13 protein-coding genes are annotated in these 16719 nt (G+C 44.7%); 1 reads left to right on the top strand and 12 read right to left on the bottom strand.

Going from position 1 to position 16719, the window contains the following annotated elements:
• Positions 1 to 125: 125 nt before the first annotated feature.
• The 4 genes from ASG93_RS01665 to ASG93_RS01650 form a co-directional block, all read right to left on the bottom strand.
• A complete protein-coding gene (locus ASG93_RS01665; RefSeq protein WP_056828176.1) occupies positions 126 to 1253 on the bottom strand; it encodes a Ger(x)C family spore germination protein in 1128 nt (375 codons plus the stop codon).
• A gap of 5 nt (positions 1254 to 1258) precedes the next feature.
• Entirely contained in the window at positions 1259 to 2353 is a 1095-nt protein-coding gene (locus tag ASG93_RS01660) for a GerAB/ArcD/ProY family transporter (protein ID WP_056828175.1), read from the bottom strand.
• Positions 2350 to 3888: a spore germination protein gene (locus tag ASG93_RS01655; RefSeq protein WP_082614639.1), complete on the bottom strand. Its 1539-nt coding sequence runs from the start codon at positions 3886 to 3888 to the stop codon at positions 2350 to 2352. The genes ASG93_RS01660 and ASG93_RS01655 overlap by 4 nt, the downstream gene beginning before the upstream one ends.
• 175 nt (positions 3889 to 4063) lie before the next feature.
• Positions 4064 to 4534: a prolyl oligopeptidase family serine peptidase gene (locus tag ASG93_RS01650; RefSeq protein WP_235550695.1), complete on the bottom strand. Its 471-nt coding sequence runs from the start codon at positions 4532 to 4534 to the stop codon at positions 4064 to 4066.
• A gap of 463 nt (positions 4535 to 4997) precedes the next feature.
• Between ASG93_RS01650 and ASG93_RS01645 the strand changes: the two genes are divergently transcribed.
• On the top strand, positions 4998 to 6260 hold the full coding sequence (locus tag ASG93_RS01645) for a cytochrome P450 family protein (RefSeq protein WP_056828173.1): 1263 nt from the start codon (positions 4998 to 5000) through the stop codon (positions 6258 to 6260).
• 88 nt (positions 6261 to 6348) lie between these two features.
• Here the strand turns inward: ASG93_RS01645 and ASG93_RS01640 are convergent, their stop codons facing one another.
• The 8 genes from ASG93_RS01640 to ASG93_RS01605 form a co-directional block, all read right to left on the bottom strand.
• Positions 6349 to 7326, bottom strand: coding sequence for a LacI family DNA-binding transcriptional regulator (locus tag ASG93_RS01640; RefSeq protein ID WP_235550725.1), 978 nt, complete (start codon positions 7324 to 7326; stop codon positions 6349 to 6351).
• 277 nt (positions 7327 to 7603) lie between these two features.
• On the bottom strand, positions 7604 to 8698 hold the full coding sequence (locus ASG93_RS01635) for a glycoside hydrolase family 172 protein (protein ID WP_056828169.1): 1095 nt from the start codon (positions 8696 to 8698) through the stop codon (positions 7604 to 7606).
• A gap of 35 nt (positions 8699 to 8733) precedes the next feature.
• Positions 8734 to 9546 (bottom strand): carbohydrate ABC transporter permease, encoded by an 813-nt coding sequence (locus ASG93_RS01630; RefSeq protein ID WP_056828167.1) that lies wholly within the window; start codon positions 9544 to 9546, stop codon positions 8734 to 8736.
• Positions 9547 to 9557: 11 nt separating this feature from the next.
• Positions 9558 to 10445: a carbohydrate ABC transporter permease gene (locus ASG93_RS01625; RefSeq protein ID WP_200984427.1), complete on the bottom strand. Its 888-nt coding sequence runs from the start codon at positions 10443 to 10445 to the stop codon at positions 9558 to 9560.
• Positions 10446 to 10523: 78 nt separating this feature from the next.
• A complete protein-coding gene (locus ASG93_RS01620) occupies positions 10524 to 11855 on the bottom strand; it encodes an ABC transporter substrate-binding protein (RefSeq protein ID WP_056828165.1) in 1332 nt (443 codons plus the stop codon).
• Positions 11856 to 11943: 88 nt separating this feature from the next.
• Positions 11944 to 13290, bottom strand: a complete 1347-nt coding sequence (locus tag ASG93_RS01615) for an ABC transporter substrate-binding protein (protein ID WP_056828160.1) — start codon at positions 13288 to 13290, stop codon at positions 11944 to 11946.
• Between the two features lies 1 nt (position 13291).
• Positions 13292 to 14860 carry a response regulator gene (locus tag ASG93_RS01610; protein ID WP_056828157.1) on the bottom strand — a complete coding sequence of 523 codons (1569 nt, stop codon included), beginning with the start codon at positions 14858 to 14860 and terminating at the stop codon, positions 13292 to 13294.
• A 21-nt stretch (positions 14861 to 14881) separates the two neighbouring features.
• The gene (locus tag ASG93_RS01605) at positions 14882 to 16660 is read right to left on the bottom strand and encodes a sensor histidine kinase (RefSeq protein ID WP_056828155.1); all 1779 of its coding nucleotides are present in this window, start codon (positions 16658 to 16660) and stop codon (positions 14882 to 14884) included.
• Between the last annotated feature and the right edge of the window lie 59 nt (positions 16661 to 16719).

The raw sequence follows: 16719 nt of genomic DNA, 5'->3' as shown, positions 1-16719 counted from the left end.
ACACATTCGTCGCCCCATTAACTTAATTTTATCGTTATACTTTTTCCGAAATAAGTACTCCATAAGCCACAAGCTCAACCGTCCGCTCTGCATCGTGAGATTGTCCTCAAATGCCCCAAAAATCCTCACTTTATAGCCCCCATGCTTTTCAAAGTGATTTTAGTGGATACGTTTATGTCTGCATTCGCTAACGCTTCACCCCAATGATCCTGTACCTTCTCATAAGAGCTGTATTGAAAAGCTCGTGCATATAATCCCAGTCCGATGGGATCGATTTTATGCTTTTGAAATTTCTTGAGCAAGTTTTCCAGCTCGATATTCACCTGTTTTTCTACCATTCGTTCCAAATTTTCTGGTTCTTTTCTCATGTCGTACGGAAATAGCCGCTCTAACAAGACCATATTCATCTTGACATGAATATCGAAATGGAATTTTCCCTGGCGGTATGATGACTTTATGCCGGTTTTTGTGTCATTAGCGCGAAAGCTTAAATATTGGCCTTGACTGAATAAATCGCTTTTCCTTTCGCCGGGAATAGGGACAGTCAAGGATAGATCACCGTTTTTTGTTTGGTTCTGCAATATTCGAAGCAGTATGTTTTCCTGAAGCTTTAATGAAGTCACATACTTCCCTTCTTCATCCAAAAGAGCCGTACCATGAATCATCAACTCAGATCCCGGTCCAGTCTGAAGTTCGGTGATAGCAGGAGTAATACCTTTGTCCAGCATTTGCCGATGAAGATCTTGCAGTGTCGTTTTTACGGTTTCTGATCTTTTATCGCCTGTATCGATCATTTGTGTTAATGCCAGGGAAAGCCTCGGTTTATCGGAAGGATTAGATTTAAAGAGGTCTTCCAAGGGTCCGTCTACCTCCACGACGCTGGCATTAACTGTCAGTTTCGGGTCGCGATAAAAAAGGTCCAATAAAGTAAACCAGTCTTTATGCTGAAGCACACGTCTGCTAACAAGAATTTCTTGGATTTTTCCGCCAAGTACGGATCCCAAAGTTCCGGCATCCAATTTTCCTCTGGCCTGTCGAATCGAATTTGCTTTTGTATGGAACTCATCTTTTTTCTTCTTTGCTTCTTTACTAAATACAGGACTAGTTTCATAAATAATAAGATTGTTATTTTGATCCAGATCAATTCCTAACGATAAAGCGAAAGTGACATCCTCTATTTCGATTCGGTCGTAACAACCCGAAAGGACAACAGCCAGAATGAGTAATAAAAGCATCGACAGGCATCGTTTCATGCAGTTCACCTCATTTTCAGACGATCCCGAATACATACGTATATCCATAAACAGAGTGGAAATAGGAACCCAAACACCCTGCCGAATTGCCCAATAAGCTTCAGCCAATGTTCAACCTGGTTAAAAGTAGGGATATAGAAAAAAGTGTAGGCGATAAAAAGCAACAATAACACAAGCAAAGCTCTGCTGTAGTCCTTCTTGCCTAAAAGCCAACTCATGCAAAAAAGAGACCAGAACAAATAAGGCATCCAAGTCGTAGAAATGATAAATAGGTAAAAAGCTAGAAACAATATCTCCAACCGAGCTGCAAATCGAAACTCCAACACCTTTAAGAGGTTCACCGTAGGCTCGTTATACTGTGTAATTTCGTCAGGACTAAAAAAAACAAAACAGGTCAAGGTAATGTACAAAAAAACAATCATCGTTAGTGTGTTGGCGATCACAATACCACTAGACGCCGCTTGTTTCTTTTGTAAATAAGGATATAGCATGAAAGCAGTTTCAAACCCCATGAACGAGGATATCGTAGATGAGGATGCCGACAGTACCGGCTCCCAGCCTTTTTTGAATAAGGGAAGCAGATGAAGGAAGTAATGGTTTTCGCTCAAAGCCAACAAATAAAACAATAACATTCCGATCAACAGGAAAAACACAAGTTCCGCGTAGCGCCCCAATATGCGGACTCCGCCACGAACCGCGAGATATGTCGGGATTGCAAATAACGTCAATACAATGTAATCGGGGGTTAGCGGTAAAATCCAAGATTTGATTACAAGCATCGTCCGAACCATGATCGTGATTGCTGTAAAACCGAAGCCTGCGGCAACGATGACAGCCAAAACTCTTGCCGCCGGGCGGCCAAAATACTGTTGAAACAATTCGAGCAACGATCCGTTTGGACACCTCTTCATGATTTGAATGATAAGTAAACTGGCAACAACCGAGATAGCCCAATTTATGATTATCGAAATCCACCCGTCAGTCCCTGCCTTTTCAGCCAATAAGCGAGGAAGATTAGCGATCCCCGCTCCTACTTGCGTACCGTGAATGAGAAAAATGTACTGCATGAACGTGACTTCGTTACACGCGTATTTCTTCATGTATCGTCACCCTCGGGGCGATTCGAGCCCTGTCTTTGTAATTGAACTGGCCTTGTACTCAAAGGACGCTTATCCATTTTCCAGAGAGGCATTCGAATGAATGTATCTTTCCAATCTGCCAAACGGATCGGCGCGAATGGGGTTCCATAGGGTGTCCCGAGCGATTCGAGCGAGATGAGATGCAGCACCAATGTCATGAGTCCGATCACCAGGCCGACGATCCCAAAGAGAGAGGTAATGATCATCATCGGAAAGCGAAGCAAACGGATCGCCGCGGACATATCATAGTTTGGAATAATGAAAGAGGCTATGGCGGTCGATGCAACGACGATAATCATCAAATTGCTTACGATCCCTGCCTGTACGGCGGCCTGGCCGACGACGATCGCTCCCACGACTCCGATCGATTGTCCTACAGGCGCCGGGAGACGTATTCCTGCTTCTCTGATCATTTCCAGCATAATCTCCATAAGCAGAGCTTCAAGAATAGACGGAAATGGAACTTGCGCTCTATATTCTCCAATATTCAACAACAACTTCAATGGAATCATTTCGTAATTAAATGAAATCAACGAGATGTACCCAGCCGGTAAACATATGGCCATGAAGAACCCCACAAATCTCAACATACGTATAATAGAAGCAACACTCCAGCGCATGCTGTAATCATCAACGCTTTGGAAAAAACTCGTAAACCCCGCAGGCGCGATTAACACACTTGGAGAACGATCGACGACAACGGCGAGTCTCCCTTGCAGAATCTGCGAAGCGACAGCATCCGGACGTTCCGTTAAAATGAATTGAGGGAACGGGGAGTACGGATTATCCTCTATTAATTCAGCCAATTCCCCGGTGTTGATGATGGCGTCGATATCCAATTTAACGATGCGATCTTCCAATTCTTTCAAGAGCTCAGGGTGAGCAACATCAGCTAAAAATAAAATAGAAAGCGTGCACTCTGCTCTGCTGCCTACCATGAGCTGCCTGATCTTCAACTCCTTATTAGGAATATAACGGCGAATCATGGCAATACTTTGGCTGCCGGTTTCCACCAATCCTTGGTGCGCCCCTCTCATAGAGGTCTCAAGTTGCGGGTCTTCAATGGCCCTTTGCGGCCATCCTTGGCTATCTATGACGAGGGCGGAGCTGCTGCCATCGACGAACAGAACGCTTTTGCCATGTAAAATAGCACTTTCTACTTCTCTCCACTCATTTGTCTGTTTCATTTGTCCTATCGTGACAGACAGATCGAAAAGGGTATTGCCACTTCCCTCCTTATGCTTCAGCGGGTCAATTACATTATTGTTTATGGAGTTTTTATCTACGAGTCCTTCAAGAAAAACGAGTACAGCTTGACACTTTAACTGTTTAACTTCAAGCTGCCTTATTGCAAGATCAGGGGTCTCAGTAAAAGCTGAGCGGATTTCATCAACATTACTTGCCAGGACGGAATGTATAGAACGTTTTATTATGCCTTTGTCGATATCATGTCTCGTTCCTTGTCTTGCTTTCATATATTTCCTAAACCATTTCATCATTGTTCCCTCCAAACACGTTAACTCCATTATTTGCCAAAAGCCTCATCTTCATTCAGGTGTGTTGCTTATACGGTAGTTCTAAAATCAAAAAAAACATACTCTCCCTTGTTTATATTCGGGTAACAGCATGTTTGTCGTCTTCTTATCCTTGCATAATATGAAAATTCCCCTATCAATCTACGTTTTTAATGAACGAGAAATACACATTCTTCGCACCGGCCTTAATCAAGCGCTTATAAGTCGGTATTACAGTTTCCTCCGGTTTCACAATCAAATCATCCTTGGAATGGGTAAACCAAATCGGCACGTGCTTAATCGCCTCGATATCCGCATCACTGATGACGTCATTGAACAGCGCTTCGCAAACCGGATATGCCGCAGCGAATAAATCCGGATAGTCCAGCACCATACTCATGGTCATAAATCCCCCATTGGAGCAGCCGCCGATATAGATTCGGTGAATGTCGATTGCCGCATCGTTCCTGAGAATGAACTCATCAATCAGAGCCTTCAAGGCCTCCCCATACTTGGACTTACCTGTCTTGCCGTACTGTCCGCTGCCGTCGTTCATCCAGAAGATCGGTGTCTGCGGTACCAATATGTAAGCACCGCCAAATTTGGCTTGGATTGCATCGCTGGCCAAGTTCACCGCCTTGTTGCCCGTACAATGGTCGGATCCTGTCCGCCCTCTCCAGCTCCGTGCAACCAGATGATGAGTGGCCGCCTGCCGTTTCCAGTCTGCGGCACGAAGTAGCCATACTTTAGCGGCTCCTCTTCATAGTGTTAATAAAAAAAAATGACTAGGATCCTAAGGACCTTAGTCATTTATTGTTCCATTTTTAATTTACATTTTCAGCATTCTTGTCTTTTAAATAAAGCTTAAGCAACATAAATGTAATCATAAGATTATTACTTTACACTTTGGCACATAATCGTAGCTTGCAAGAAACAGCTCTCCGTATATAATCTAATTTATACAGTGTTAATTATCTAACACTTTGTAAATTAAGTCTAGAGAAGTATGTTACTTGATCTCCGCAGCCAGACCATGTCATTTTGAAGGACTTCAACTAAAATAAAAGGCACTTTGAGAAAGGAAGATCGTCATGAACATTTCTGATCAAAACGTAACAGGAAAAGCAGCTTTCAACATATTTAGTGGAGCCAGCGGTGAAAACACATTTCCGATATTTGCACAAATGAGGGCAATGGGATCTGTTGTTCCTATCTCGTTTCCGATGGGTGGAACGGATCGACAAGCCTGGATGGTCACACGTATGGAAGAGGCAATGCAGGTACTTAAAAATCATGCCCGCTTTACTGTAGACGCTAGCTCTATCGATGGCAACAACGACATTAGGCAATCCTTAACTGGCAACGCTGATCCATCCGCTCCACCTACCTTCTTTACCGGTTATTCCATGCTCACTGTAGATGAGCCCGATCATCGCCGGTTGCGCGGGCTGGTGTCTAAAGTGTTCACACCAAGATATATGGAAAGCTTACGCCCTCGCGTGCAGAAGATTGCCGACGAATTACTCGACCGAGTGCAAGCACAAGGCGAGATGGATCTCGTTAAGGATTATGCCGCTCCCTTACCGATCAACGTCATTTCTGATATGCTCGGGGTGCCTCAAGAAGACCGGGCACAGGTCCATGTCTGGTCTAATGTGATCGCGCACGGTCTGGGCCTGGGAAAGCTGGATCCGGGTGTCGCGGAGCACATACGAACCTTCGGCGAATACACCGCCCACTTAGTGGCCGACAAGCGCCGGCATCCTGCCGATGATTTGATTAGCCAGTTGATCGCCATCGAAGAGGAGGGGGATCGACTCAGCGAAGCGGAACTGAATTCGATGATCACGCTATTGATCTTTGCCGGCCATGAGACAACCTCAAACCTGATCGCCAACGGCTCCTTAGTGTTGCTGGATCATCCCGAGCAGCTGGAGAAGCTTAAGGCCGACCTCAGTCTAGTTCCTTCGGCCGTCGAAGAACTGCTGCGCTTCAATGGGCCCTCCACAATCCTGGGACCGCGTTATGCTACTGAAGATACCGAGCTCGCCGGGCAGCAGATCAAGAAGGGGGACATGGTTATTGTCTTAACGAAGTCAGTGAATCGGGATGAGCTGCAGTATACGCAGCCAGAGGAGCTGGATATTACACGCAAAATCAATCGTCATCTCGCCTTTGGACAAGGTATCCATATGTGCTTGGGGGCACCGCTTGCCCGCGTGGAGGCAGATATTGCTTTTACCACCCTACTAAGGCGTATGCCCAACCTTCGGTTGCGCATTTCTAGGGACAGTGTCAACTGGCAGTTTACGCTGAGCTCACAGGGGTTAGCCGACCTGCCCGTCACTTTTTAGAGTTGTGAGCAAAAAGGCTGCCTATCAAATAGGCAGCCTTTTTGCTTCATTCAAATCTAATGGTGTTATAGTATGTTATTCATAACTATTACTTCGATGGAACAAGGTGTGGCATTAAGATTATATTTTGTACAGAATCGGCATCACCGTTTAACCGCTTAATTAACAAATCACCAATCGTTTCCCCAAGCTCCTGAGGATTTTGCATAATGACAGATAGTTTATGGTGAAACAAAGAAGAAAATTCAAGATTGCCGAATGAAACCACTTCGATGCTATCCAGCGGTATTCTTAATTCTTGTAAACCCAAATAAAGACCGAAAGTCATTTCGTTATTTGCTGAAAAAATAGCGGTCGGGCGATCAGGTAATTGGCTGAAGTAGCGAATACCTTCAATGCCCGATTCTCTGGTGTAATCACCTTCAAACATGAATTCATTCGATGGCGTTATCCCCGCTTCCTCCAGCCCAATAATCGCGCCTTGCCTTCTTTCCCTTGCGGTACTAATCGTCTTGGGACCATTAATAATACCTATTCGCGTATGCTTTTTCTCCAGTAAATACTCAATTGCAGACTTAGAGGCGTAAATATTGTCTTCTGTTACTGTATCCAGTTTTAGGTTGGAAAAACGACGGTCAGCCAAAATGACATGTATGCCTGAATCACTGATTGCTTGAATTTGATCCTTGTTCTCACCGGTACCGGCAAGAATGAGAGCCTCAACTCTTTTTTCCGTCAAAAATTCGAGAGCTTCCCTTTCTTTCTCAGGATTCTCTTCGGTGTCGATAAAAAGCAGATGATAGCCTTGTTGGAAACAGCGATGCTGAATCGAACGAGCAATTTTCATAAAATAAGGATTCGTCATATCAGGCAGAACAATTCCCACACTGCGTGACTTTTCTTGTTTTAAACTTCTAGCTATCGCATTTGGTTGGTAGTTAAATTTGCGAATGACTTCCAACACCTGCTGCTTGATTTCCTCACTCACATAACCGGAATTGTTCATAACACGCGAAATCGTTGCTGTGGACACCCCTGCTTCTTTAGCTATATCCTTGATTGTCATTTTGACCAAGAGGATCCATCCTTTACATCGGAGTCATCGAGTCGATTCTCCATGTTAACGTTACCACATTAATACTATCTGGAGAATTTCGTTTCGTCAATAAATGAAGATGGCTAGTGCGCGTACAACAAAAAGATCGCCAATCTTCCCCTCTCCAGCGATATTTCCCTGGAAATAAGCGATTAGTATTATCTAGTATGTTATCGTTTACATACCGTAAATGCGAATAACCGCAGCCTTCAATAATGAGAGCAGCGGTTATTCAATTGGATTATAATCAATAATCAAAACATGTTTTCAAGTCATTCTGATTGAAGGTTAAAATATCAGCAAGTGGCAATCTTTTGGCTACAGGCAAAATAATGGGATGATCTTTATGAGGCTCCGTCTGATACCAATATGCGGTACTGGAATAATCGTCACTGCGATGGTTATTATGTCCATGTTCAATTGTCACTTTAATGGACGTGTCGAACATCACAGGATCTTCAATGTGGAACCGATACGCTGAGATTTTGCCTGACCAGTTCGGACCTCCGCCTAGGATAAGACCATGATTTGGCGTACATTGTTCCTGCTGAGGACACCAAGCCGTATTGAAATAATCTTCCATCCCCGTTCCATGGAGTGAAGGCGGCCATGGTTCGCCATCAATGAAGATCATATCGTCCCCTTCTCCATACCAGTTCCATTCCCGCGTCATACGCAGGTTATGAATGTTCAGGTTGCAGCCGACATAATGGCCCTTTCCAACTGCATCCAACATCACATAGTTGCCGTCGCCCGTTATATTTTTTCCTCCGAATTCAAAAAGCGCATTGGAAATGGTATCCTCGATACCATCCGTAAGTTCGCGGCGCCAAATGGCATGAAACCTAAGCTCGCTATCGATCGGGAATGCATATTGTTCGTAATCGATATAGTAGTAAAATTTGATCGGTTGATCGGCATCGGATTCGACCTCAATTCTGGCATTGCGGCCAAACGGCATCGGGAAGAAGCAATTCAGCGCTCTTCCATCTTCCGGACTCATCGCAAGGGGCGCAGAGCTGAAGTTTTTCGTAATGCCGTGTCCCATACCGAAGAAGTCGCCAATCGGAGCCTGTACACTCGGATTCTCTTCCCCATCCCAATACATCTTGAGTACGACTTTTCGGTGCAGGTATGTTTCGATTGCAGCGTCGTCAAGCGGAGCCATTGTCATCCAAATATGCGTAATACAGCCGGAGCCGTCAATATCAAATATTTTGATTTTTTCTCCTGGGTACAGCTTGCTATAGTCACGGTTTCCTCCTGTTGTATCATAGCTGGAAGCCCTTTTGCGTTTACCTTGGCGAGTGCGGTACAAATCTCTTAACGATGATCCTAACATAATGGAATCAGCTCCTTGTTGTTATTGAACCGGCATCATTTAATGCCGGTCATTTTGATTCCTTCTACCAAATATCTCTGCATAAAGAAGAACAATAAGAAAGTAGGCAATGCGGCTATTACGGCCGCTGCAAGCACAATATTCCACGGAGTCACATAACCCCCGCCAACCAAGTTAGCCAGTTGTACCTGAATGACCCACATCGTCTCTTTTTGCGTAATGATGAGAGGCCAGATATAGGAATTCCAATTGGCTAAGAAAAATCCAATGGTTAATGGAGCAATAATCGGCATGGAAAGCGGCAATGCGATTCGGAAAAACGTCCCTGCTTGAGAAAGCCCTTCTATATAGGCTGCCTCTTCGAGCTCTTTTGGAAATTCCCGATAAAACTGGCGGAACAGAAAAATTCCATAAGCGTTAAAAATGGCAGGTATGATCAAACCGGCAAAAGAGTTGGTCATGCCTAAATTTTTTGTAATTAAATAGAGTGGCAGCATGATCACAGCGAATGGGATCATTAATGTGCTGAGCATCCATGCAAAGATGACATTTTTCCCTGGAAATTGAAAGCGAGCAAGCGCATAGCCGGACATCGCATGGAACAGCATGGCAATCGCAGTCACGGTAGTAGACACAATAACGGAGTTCATAATCGACCTAAGCAAATGCGACGAGGTGACAGCCTCTACAAAATTGGAAAACTCAATTTCAGTCGGCCATAGTTGAATGTCGAAAATATGAGTCTCTGAACGAAAAGATCCGATAAACAGCATGTAAATGGGAAAAATCATGGCGACCCCGACAATGATCGAAACCGCCCTCCATATGATCCGGTTCATTATTCTCATAGTAGCACCGCCTAATCTTTAGAAGAGAAAAATTTGAGTTGTATCATCGAAAATGCGAAAACAATCAGGAACAAGACAAACGCGAGCGCGGAAGAATACCCCATATTCAACATTTGGAACGCTTGTTTAAAGATATAAAGTACGCTAACCTCCGTTGAATCCATCGGTCCGCCTTTTGTCATAACGATGATATGGTCGAAAATTTGAAAGGACGCGATCGTCGTGACAATCAAAATAAACGTATTCGTTTCCCGCAATAAGGGGAATGTGATATGCCGAAAGCTTTGAAAGCGGGTTGCCCCGTCAATATGGGCCGCTTCGAAATAATCAATCGGAATTTCCTTGATAGCTGATAGAAAAATAGTCATGTTATAGCCTAAGTTAATCCAAAGCAAGGTGAGAATGACACAATAAATGGCTTGTGTAGGAGACCCAAGAAATTGCTGGGTTCCGATTCCGATCAAAGAAAGCAGCTGGTTGGCAAGGCCGTTCCTAGGATCGAGCAAAAACATCGCAATGATCGCTGAAATGACCGATGTGACGGCAAATGGCAGGAGAAACATCGTTCTGACCACGCCCATCGTCTTACCACGAAGCCCATTCACTAACAATGCGGAAAGCAAAGCGAGACAAAATAACAAAGGCACATAAACAACACTAAACAGCAAGGTTCTGGTTACGGAATGCCACCACTGATCGTCCGAGAGTAAGGTTACATAGTTCTGAAACCCAACGTACACTTTCGGCGATAGCGCGTTCCATTCATGCAAACTTACATAAAAAGCATATAGAATCGGTATAAAAACAAATATCATCAATCCCAACATATTGGGAAGCAAGAAGCTGTAAGCCGTAACCCATTCTCGAATCATGCGGGCATTGCTGCGTCTTGGAGTCACTCTTTACCCCTCCCCGATCATAGAAAGGGGAAACGACTTGCAGTTTTACGGAGCAAGCCGTCCCCCCCAGATTCTAAGTTATTTCTGTTTGCTTATAATATCCGTGATTTTCGTATCGATGGTTTTAGCAGCGTCAGCACCTGACATTTTACCGAACATCACATATTGCATCGCATCGCCAACTGCATCGACCACTTCAGACGGATAGCGCGGTTCTGGAATCGCGGAGTTGTAAATTTCTTCAGTGAACACTTTACGCAGACCTTTGTTATAAATGTCCTTACCTTTCTCAACGACGGATTTACGCGGGGAGTACGCGAATTTCACTTCTGTCCCCCATTTCAACGCGTGACTAAGATCCGATGAACCGAATGCCCACATCACGAACTTAGCTGCTTCAGCCGCATGCTTGCTTTGCCCGTTGACAGCCATTTTCCAACCGCCTGCATCGGTTGCTGCTTTGCCGCCTGCAGGAGTCGGAATTGGAGCTAAACCGATCTGAACGTCCTTATATTTTTCTTCAATTCGATTGATGGCCCATGTTCCGACAATTTGCATAGCCGCGGTTTTGTTGCCCAAGTTATCAATTTCCCAAGGGCCGAGCTGCAGTTTTTTCGGAGACAGACCTTCTTTAAAGAAGCTTCCCCAGAAATCGAGTGCTTTTGCCGTCTCTGGTGTGTTGAACGTAGATTTGGTTCCATCTGCGCTCAGCACGTTTCCGCCTTGCTGCCACAGGAACGGGTACCAAATAAAGTTAAAGTATGGGCCTTTATCCGGCGGGATAATCAGACCGGCTACCTTATCTGTTGTCAGTTTTTTCGCAGCTGCATGGAGTTCATCCCACGTCTTCGGCACTTGTACACCAGCTTTATCCAACATTTCCTTGTTATAATAAAGACCTAGTGTTTCCAATTCAAAAGGAAGGGCCATGATTTTTCCGTTATAAGTTACAGCATCCAGTGATGCGGGAAGAAAATCTTCTTTAACTCCAGCTGCGAAATCCGGTGTTAAATCCTTCATCAAGCCGGATTTAGCGAATTTCATAAAATCACCGGGACTGATCATGTAAATATCAGGACCTTCTCCGCTGGCAAAGCCAGTAGGAAGCTTGGTAGTTGTGTAGGAAGCTTGATCATACGTTGAATACTCAATTTGCACTTGATCCTGTGATTTGTTGTACTCATCGACCAAATCTTTGAAGAACTTGCTCTCAGCTTCCGTGTGAAAGTCCCAGAAAGCCAGTTTGACTTTGTCTTTCTTAGCGGAGCTTGTTTCCTTGGCTGCGCCTGCGCTGTTCGGTGTCGAACTGCTTGTTTCTTTCGTATTCGTTGTCGATGTACCGCAACCTAATTGTAAAACCAATGCCGAGCTAACCGCAGCGACCCCTAACACTTTCCATGTCTTTTTCATAGCTTATATCCCCTTTCATTTCGTCTACATCCTGAGTATAATCCGGGGGAACAGCTGTACATAACGAGAAATAATTTAGTTAGGTGGACTATTTTTGGATTTTGGACAGGAAGCGGTCGATCTTCTCTTCCATGCTTTGAGCCACTTCTTTACCGGATAACCCGCTGTACAGTAAGCTCTGTAACGACTGGGTAAATATCCGGTTGATTTCTTCGGGATATTGCGGTTCCATCCGCTCCGTACCGAAAATTTCATTCGTAAAGACCGCTCGAAGACCGCGCCGGTAATAGTCGGAACCAGCTTCCATGACGGACTTGCGCGGGGAATAAGCAAACTTCACATCGCTGCACCATCTGAGCGGTATGCTCGTATCGCCGGAAAAAGCCCACATCACAAACTTCGCGGCTTCGCTTGCATAATCGCTTCGCGAGTTCACCGCAATTTTCCAGCCGCCTGCAATCGTGAGACGATTCCCGCCATCCGGCGTCGGCAGAGGAACGACACCGATCGGCTGATCGGCGTATTGCGTTTCCAGCATGCGAATATTCCATGTCCCGCTCACCTGCATCGCCGTTTCGCCATTCGTCATAATGCCAATATCCGTTGCCGGCCGTGATGGCTGCATATTAATTAACCCCTGATTCACCATACCCCGGAAAAAATTGTACATCTCCTCGCCTTTCGTATGGCTCAGTCCGAGATTCTTACCGTCATCTGAGATTAAATCTGCACCGGTTTGCCAAAAAAACGGAAGCCAGGAGAAGTTCTGATAAACACCGCCGAACGTCTCTATCGTTAAACCGCTTACACGTGACGATCTCAGCTTCTGCGCCGCCTCCATCATCTCATTCCAGGTTTTGGGCGGCGATATCTCATGCTTTTGAAACATCGATTTATTGTAAAATAAACCCATTAATTCAGTTTCGATCGGAACCGCATAAATATTGTTATACAAAGTAACGGAATCGAGAGCTGCTGGGTAGAAATCCTCTTTCATTGCCGGTGTAAAATACGAGTCCAGCGGCATTAACATGCTGACATCCGCTAGACGTTTGATCATGGGTGATGATACAAAAAAGATATCCGGACCCGTTCCGGATGCAAATGAAGCGAGCAGTCTTTCCCCCGTAAAATAATCATCGCTGGACACGTACTCCACTTTGATTTCTATATCCGGATGCAGCTGCTGATACTGCTTGCCCAGCTCCTGCCAAAATTCAAACTCCTTGGACGTATGGAATGACCATAAGCGAAGCACCCTCTTAGGCGCATTCGTATCCTTGCTTTGCCCTCCCTGCGAACGAAACAGCTTGTCGAGTTCCGGTGATCTTGCTGATTCCGTGCTTTGTTCACAGGAAATTAGCATGCTGAACATAGCTACGACAAGCAGCAGCTTTTGGGCAAGCATTACCCTCATTGCAATTGATTTTTTCATGTCAATCCTCCTTCCGGAAGAAAAACTGTCGGTATTCTGCGGGGGTGACACCCATTTTTTTCTTGAATAACCGCGAAAAATATTTTACTTCCTGATAGCCGACCATTTGCGCAATTTCATACAATCTTAACCCAGCATCCATCATTAGCGTCTTCGCCCTATCCATACGAAGCCCAGTTAAATATTCAACGAACGAACTGCCGGTTTCGAGTTTAAAATAAGAGCTAAAATAGCTCGGATTCATTTGCACTTGCCGCGCCGCGTCTTCTAGCGAAATATCTTGCGAATAGTTCGATTGCATGTAGGAGAGCGCCTTTTCGATGGTCCGATTCTGCTTCTGCGTTCTATTCCATTCCATAGACACCATACATGATTCAATAAGGCTTAACATAAATTCAACATACTCTTCGAGTGTAAAGTTCCTGTCAAATAAGTCGATAGGACGAGCCATATTCGCGAGAACTAGATCGTACATTTTTTGTTCATAGGTCAATCGAATAACGGCGGAAACCAATTGTAAGCAAAACCTCCGAAACAACCGGAACGAAACATTTCTTTGTTTGACCGTTTCTATGAACTCGGTCAGAACGAGCGAAGATGGATGGGACTGACCGCTTCGAATCGACTTGATTAGCTCCATCTCCAACGCATTCGGGTAGCCAACCTCAATGATGTCCTCCATTTTCAAATCGTCGTAATCGCTTACCGTTCCACACCCGTAAAGCCATTTATTTTGTAGGGCTACGCGTGCATGCTGCAGAATTTCCGGCAGCTCGAGGTAAGAGTCCGTGATGTCGCTGATCCCGATGGAAATCGATATTTTGAGCCAGCGGCTGACTTCTTCAATGCTTGTTTTGGCTAACTGTCTCGTATCGTTTTCATTAATCGTAAGAAAGAACAATTGAGCACCGCTCACGAATAAAAAGTGGGAATCCGAGTATGTTTTCATCCCGGTAACATCCTGGACAATATTACGGACGGCAAACAAAACCAACTGTCTGTCCCCCCATTGATCCTCGTTGATAAGTTCATCAATGAGATCTACTTCAATGACCATGATCCGAAACGTAGAAATATCGTTAGGGATTAAAGGGCTGAGCTGCCTCGGCGGCTCTTTCTCCTCCTGGAGTCCGAGCAGCCAATCCTTCCACAGCTTCGAATAATTCGGCCGGCTGGAGCTGGTCTGAGACACAGCTGGAACCAATTGTCGTTCCTTCTTCACTCTTTTCAGCACACTCTCGATGTCCTCAGGCTTCAGAGGCTTTAACAAGTAATCGAAAGCGCCATATTTAACGGCCGTCTGCGCATATTCAAAATATCCATATCCCGATAAGATAACGACATGTACCGGAAATTCCTTCAAATGACTGAGAAGATCCAACCCGTTCATATGCGGCATGCGGATATCCGTGATGACCAGATCAGGCATCTCTTTTTTGACCGCCTCCAGCGCATCATACCCATTCTTGGCTTCACCGATCACAATCCAATCATTGTCAAGCTTCGGAATTAGACTCGTTAGACCTCTGCGAACTCTCGGCTCGTCATCTACCACTAAAACCTTGTACATGTTGATCTCCCCCGTTGTGTCTTAGCGAATATAAGGCAGGACAATGGTGACGATGGTACCTTCTCCATAGACCGAATTTATCGTCGTCCCGTAGCTCGGCCCATACTCCATCTTCAACCGCTCATCCAAATTGTAGATGCCGATTCCATGGCTTCGGCGTTCTTTAATTTGTTGGAGCTTATCCGCTGAAATACCGCCGCCGTTATCTTCAACGATGACCGTAAGATTCATCTCTTCTTCACTCCCGGTTCTTTGAACCGTGATCCGAATGACGCCGTCTGTATCGATATCTTCCATCCCATGGATGATCGAATTTTCTAAGTAAGGTTGAAACAGTAATCTTGGTACTTTTAAATCCAACGTATCAATTTTCACATCAAAAATGACTTCAAATTTATCTTCAAATCTCATTTCTTGTAAGTAAGCGTAATTTTGCGCCCACTTTAGCTCCTCTTCGATCGTAACCAGCTGTTCACCCGGCTTGATGGCATATCTCATAATATCGCTCAGAGAAGTAATCATACGGCTGATTCGGCTTTGGTCATTCTCAATCGCCATCCAGTTGATCGCATCAAGTGAATTGTAGACAAAATGCGGATTGATCTGAGCCTGAAGCGCCCTGACCTCAGCTTCTTTTTCCTTATTGGAAATCAACCTGACTTCCTTAATCAAGTCGTTTATTCTTCCACGCATTCCGAGAAACGCGGCCTGCAGCATGCCCATTTCATCTGAAGATTGGGATAGCGGCATCATTTCGAAATTGTCTTTTTGAATATGCTTCATCGCCATTGCCATTTGACGGATCGGGCGTGTAATATAACTCGATGTAAACGCTGCCAGCAAAATGAATAAAGCGGCGAAGGCAACGACCGTTGCCGCTAGGAAACGCTTCAGATCGTTGGTTTGCGCGTTCAAATCGGACTGCGGCACAAAGGAGAAATAATACCAACCGTTATAGGCGGAACGCAGGAATGTGCCCCGATAAGTACTGCCGTTAATTTCCTGAGTAAAGCGCCCGTCTTCCTGTAGATCCAATTGATTAAAGAAAGGATAAGTCGACAAATTAATGCCGTAGGCATCGGGATTTCGGTTCCATATCAAGTTGCCTTGATGATCGGTAATTAATAATACGTTATTCGGGCTCACTTGAACGTTACTGATGATTTTATCTAAAGCATCGATTTTTACGTTAGCAATTAAGGTGCCCAACGTTTGAAGAGAATCATACACATCCTTGACTTGCATGCCTACTGCAAAATAATGCGAAGGCTTGGAATTGTACTGATTAGGCGGAAGCTCATAGCTTGGCAGCCAAACAGCCCGTCCGGTACCTAAAGAAATGAAACGGTCCCACATCGGATGATCTCGGTAAAATTGCGTAAAAAGGTTAGGTCCTTTAAAATCACCGAAATACGCAGCTTTAAGCGTAAACAAATAGATGGAATCCAAATCATCCTTCCCTCTCAGGAAGTCGCGAAGAAAGCGATTCACGGAATCGTCGCTCAGTGATATCTGATCACTTGACTTCGTTTCAATAGAATCACTGAGTTGCTTAATGATATCTTCATGCTCATAAATATCGTTCAATTGGGATTCGTATCCCTTGAGAAGCTGGCTAACGTTTTGATTGACGAGTGTGAGTACCTGCAGCCCTTCTTTATCTGTTCTTTGTGACACGAGGTCTTTGGAACTCTGGTAGAACAAGATGCCGAATATCATTAATGGCGATAAAATAAACAACACGAGAATAATCATTAATTTCGTCCGCAGATTCCAATTTTTCAGGAACGATACATGCATCGACCGTTTCTCCAATTCAAATAGTCTTTGACAGAAGTATAACATAGCTATCTGAAACG

Source organism: Paenibacillus sp. Soil787, from assembly GCF_001429545.1.
Lineage (GTDB): Bacteria > Bacillota > Bacilli > Paenibacillales > NBRC-103111 > Paenibacillus_E.
Note: the sequence above shows the minus strand (reverse complement) of the source record. Positions and strands in the feature narration are given on the sequence as shown.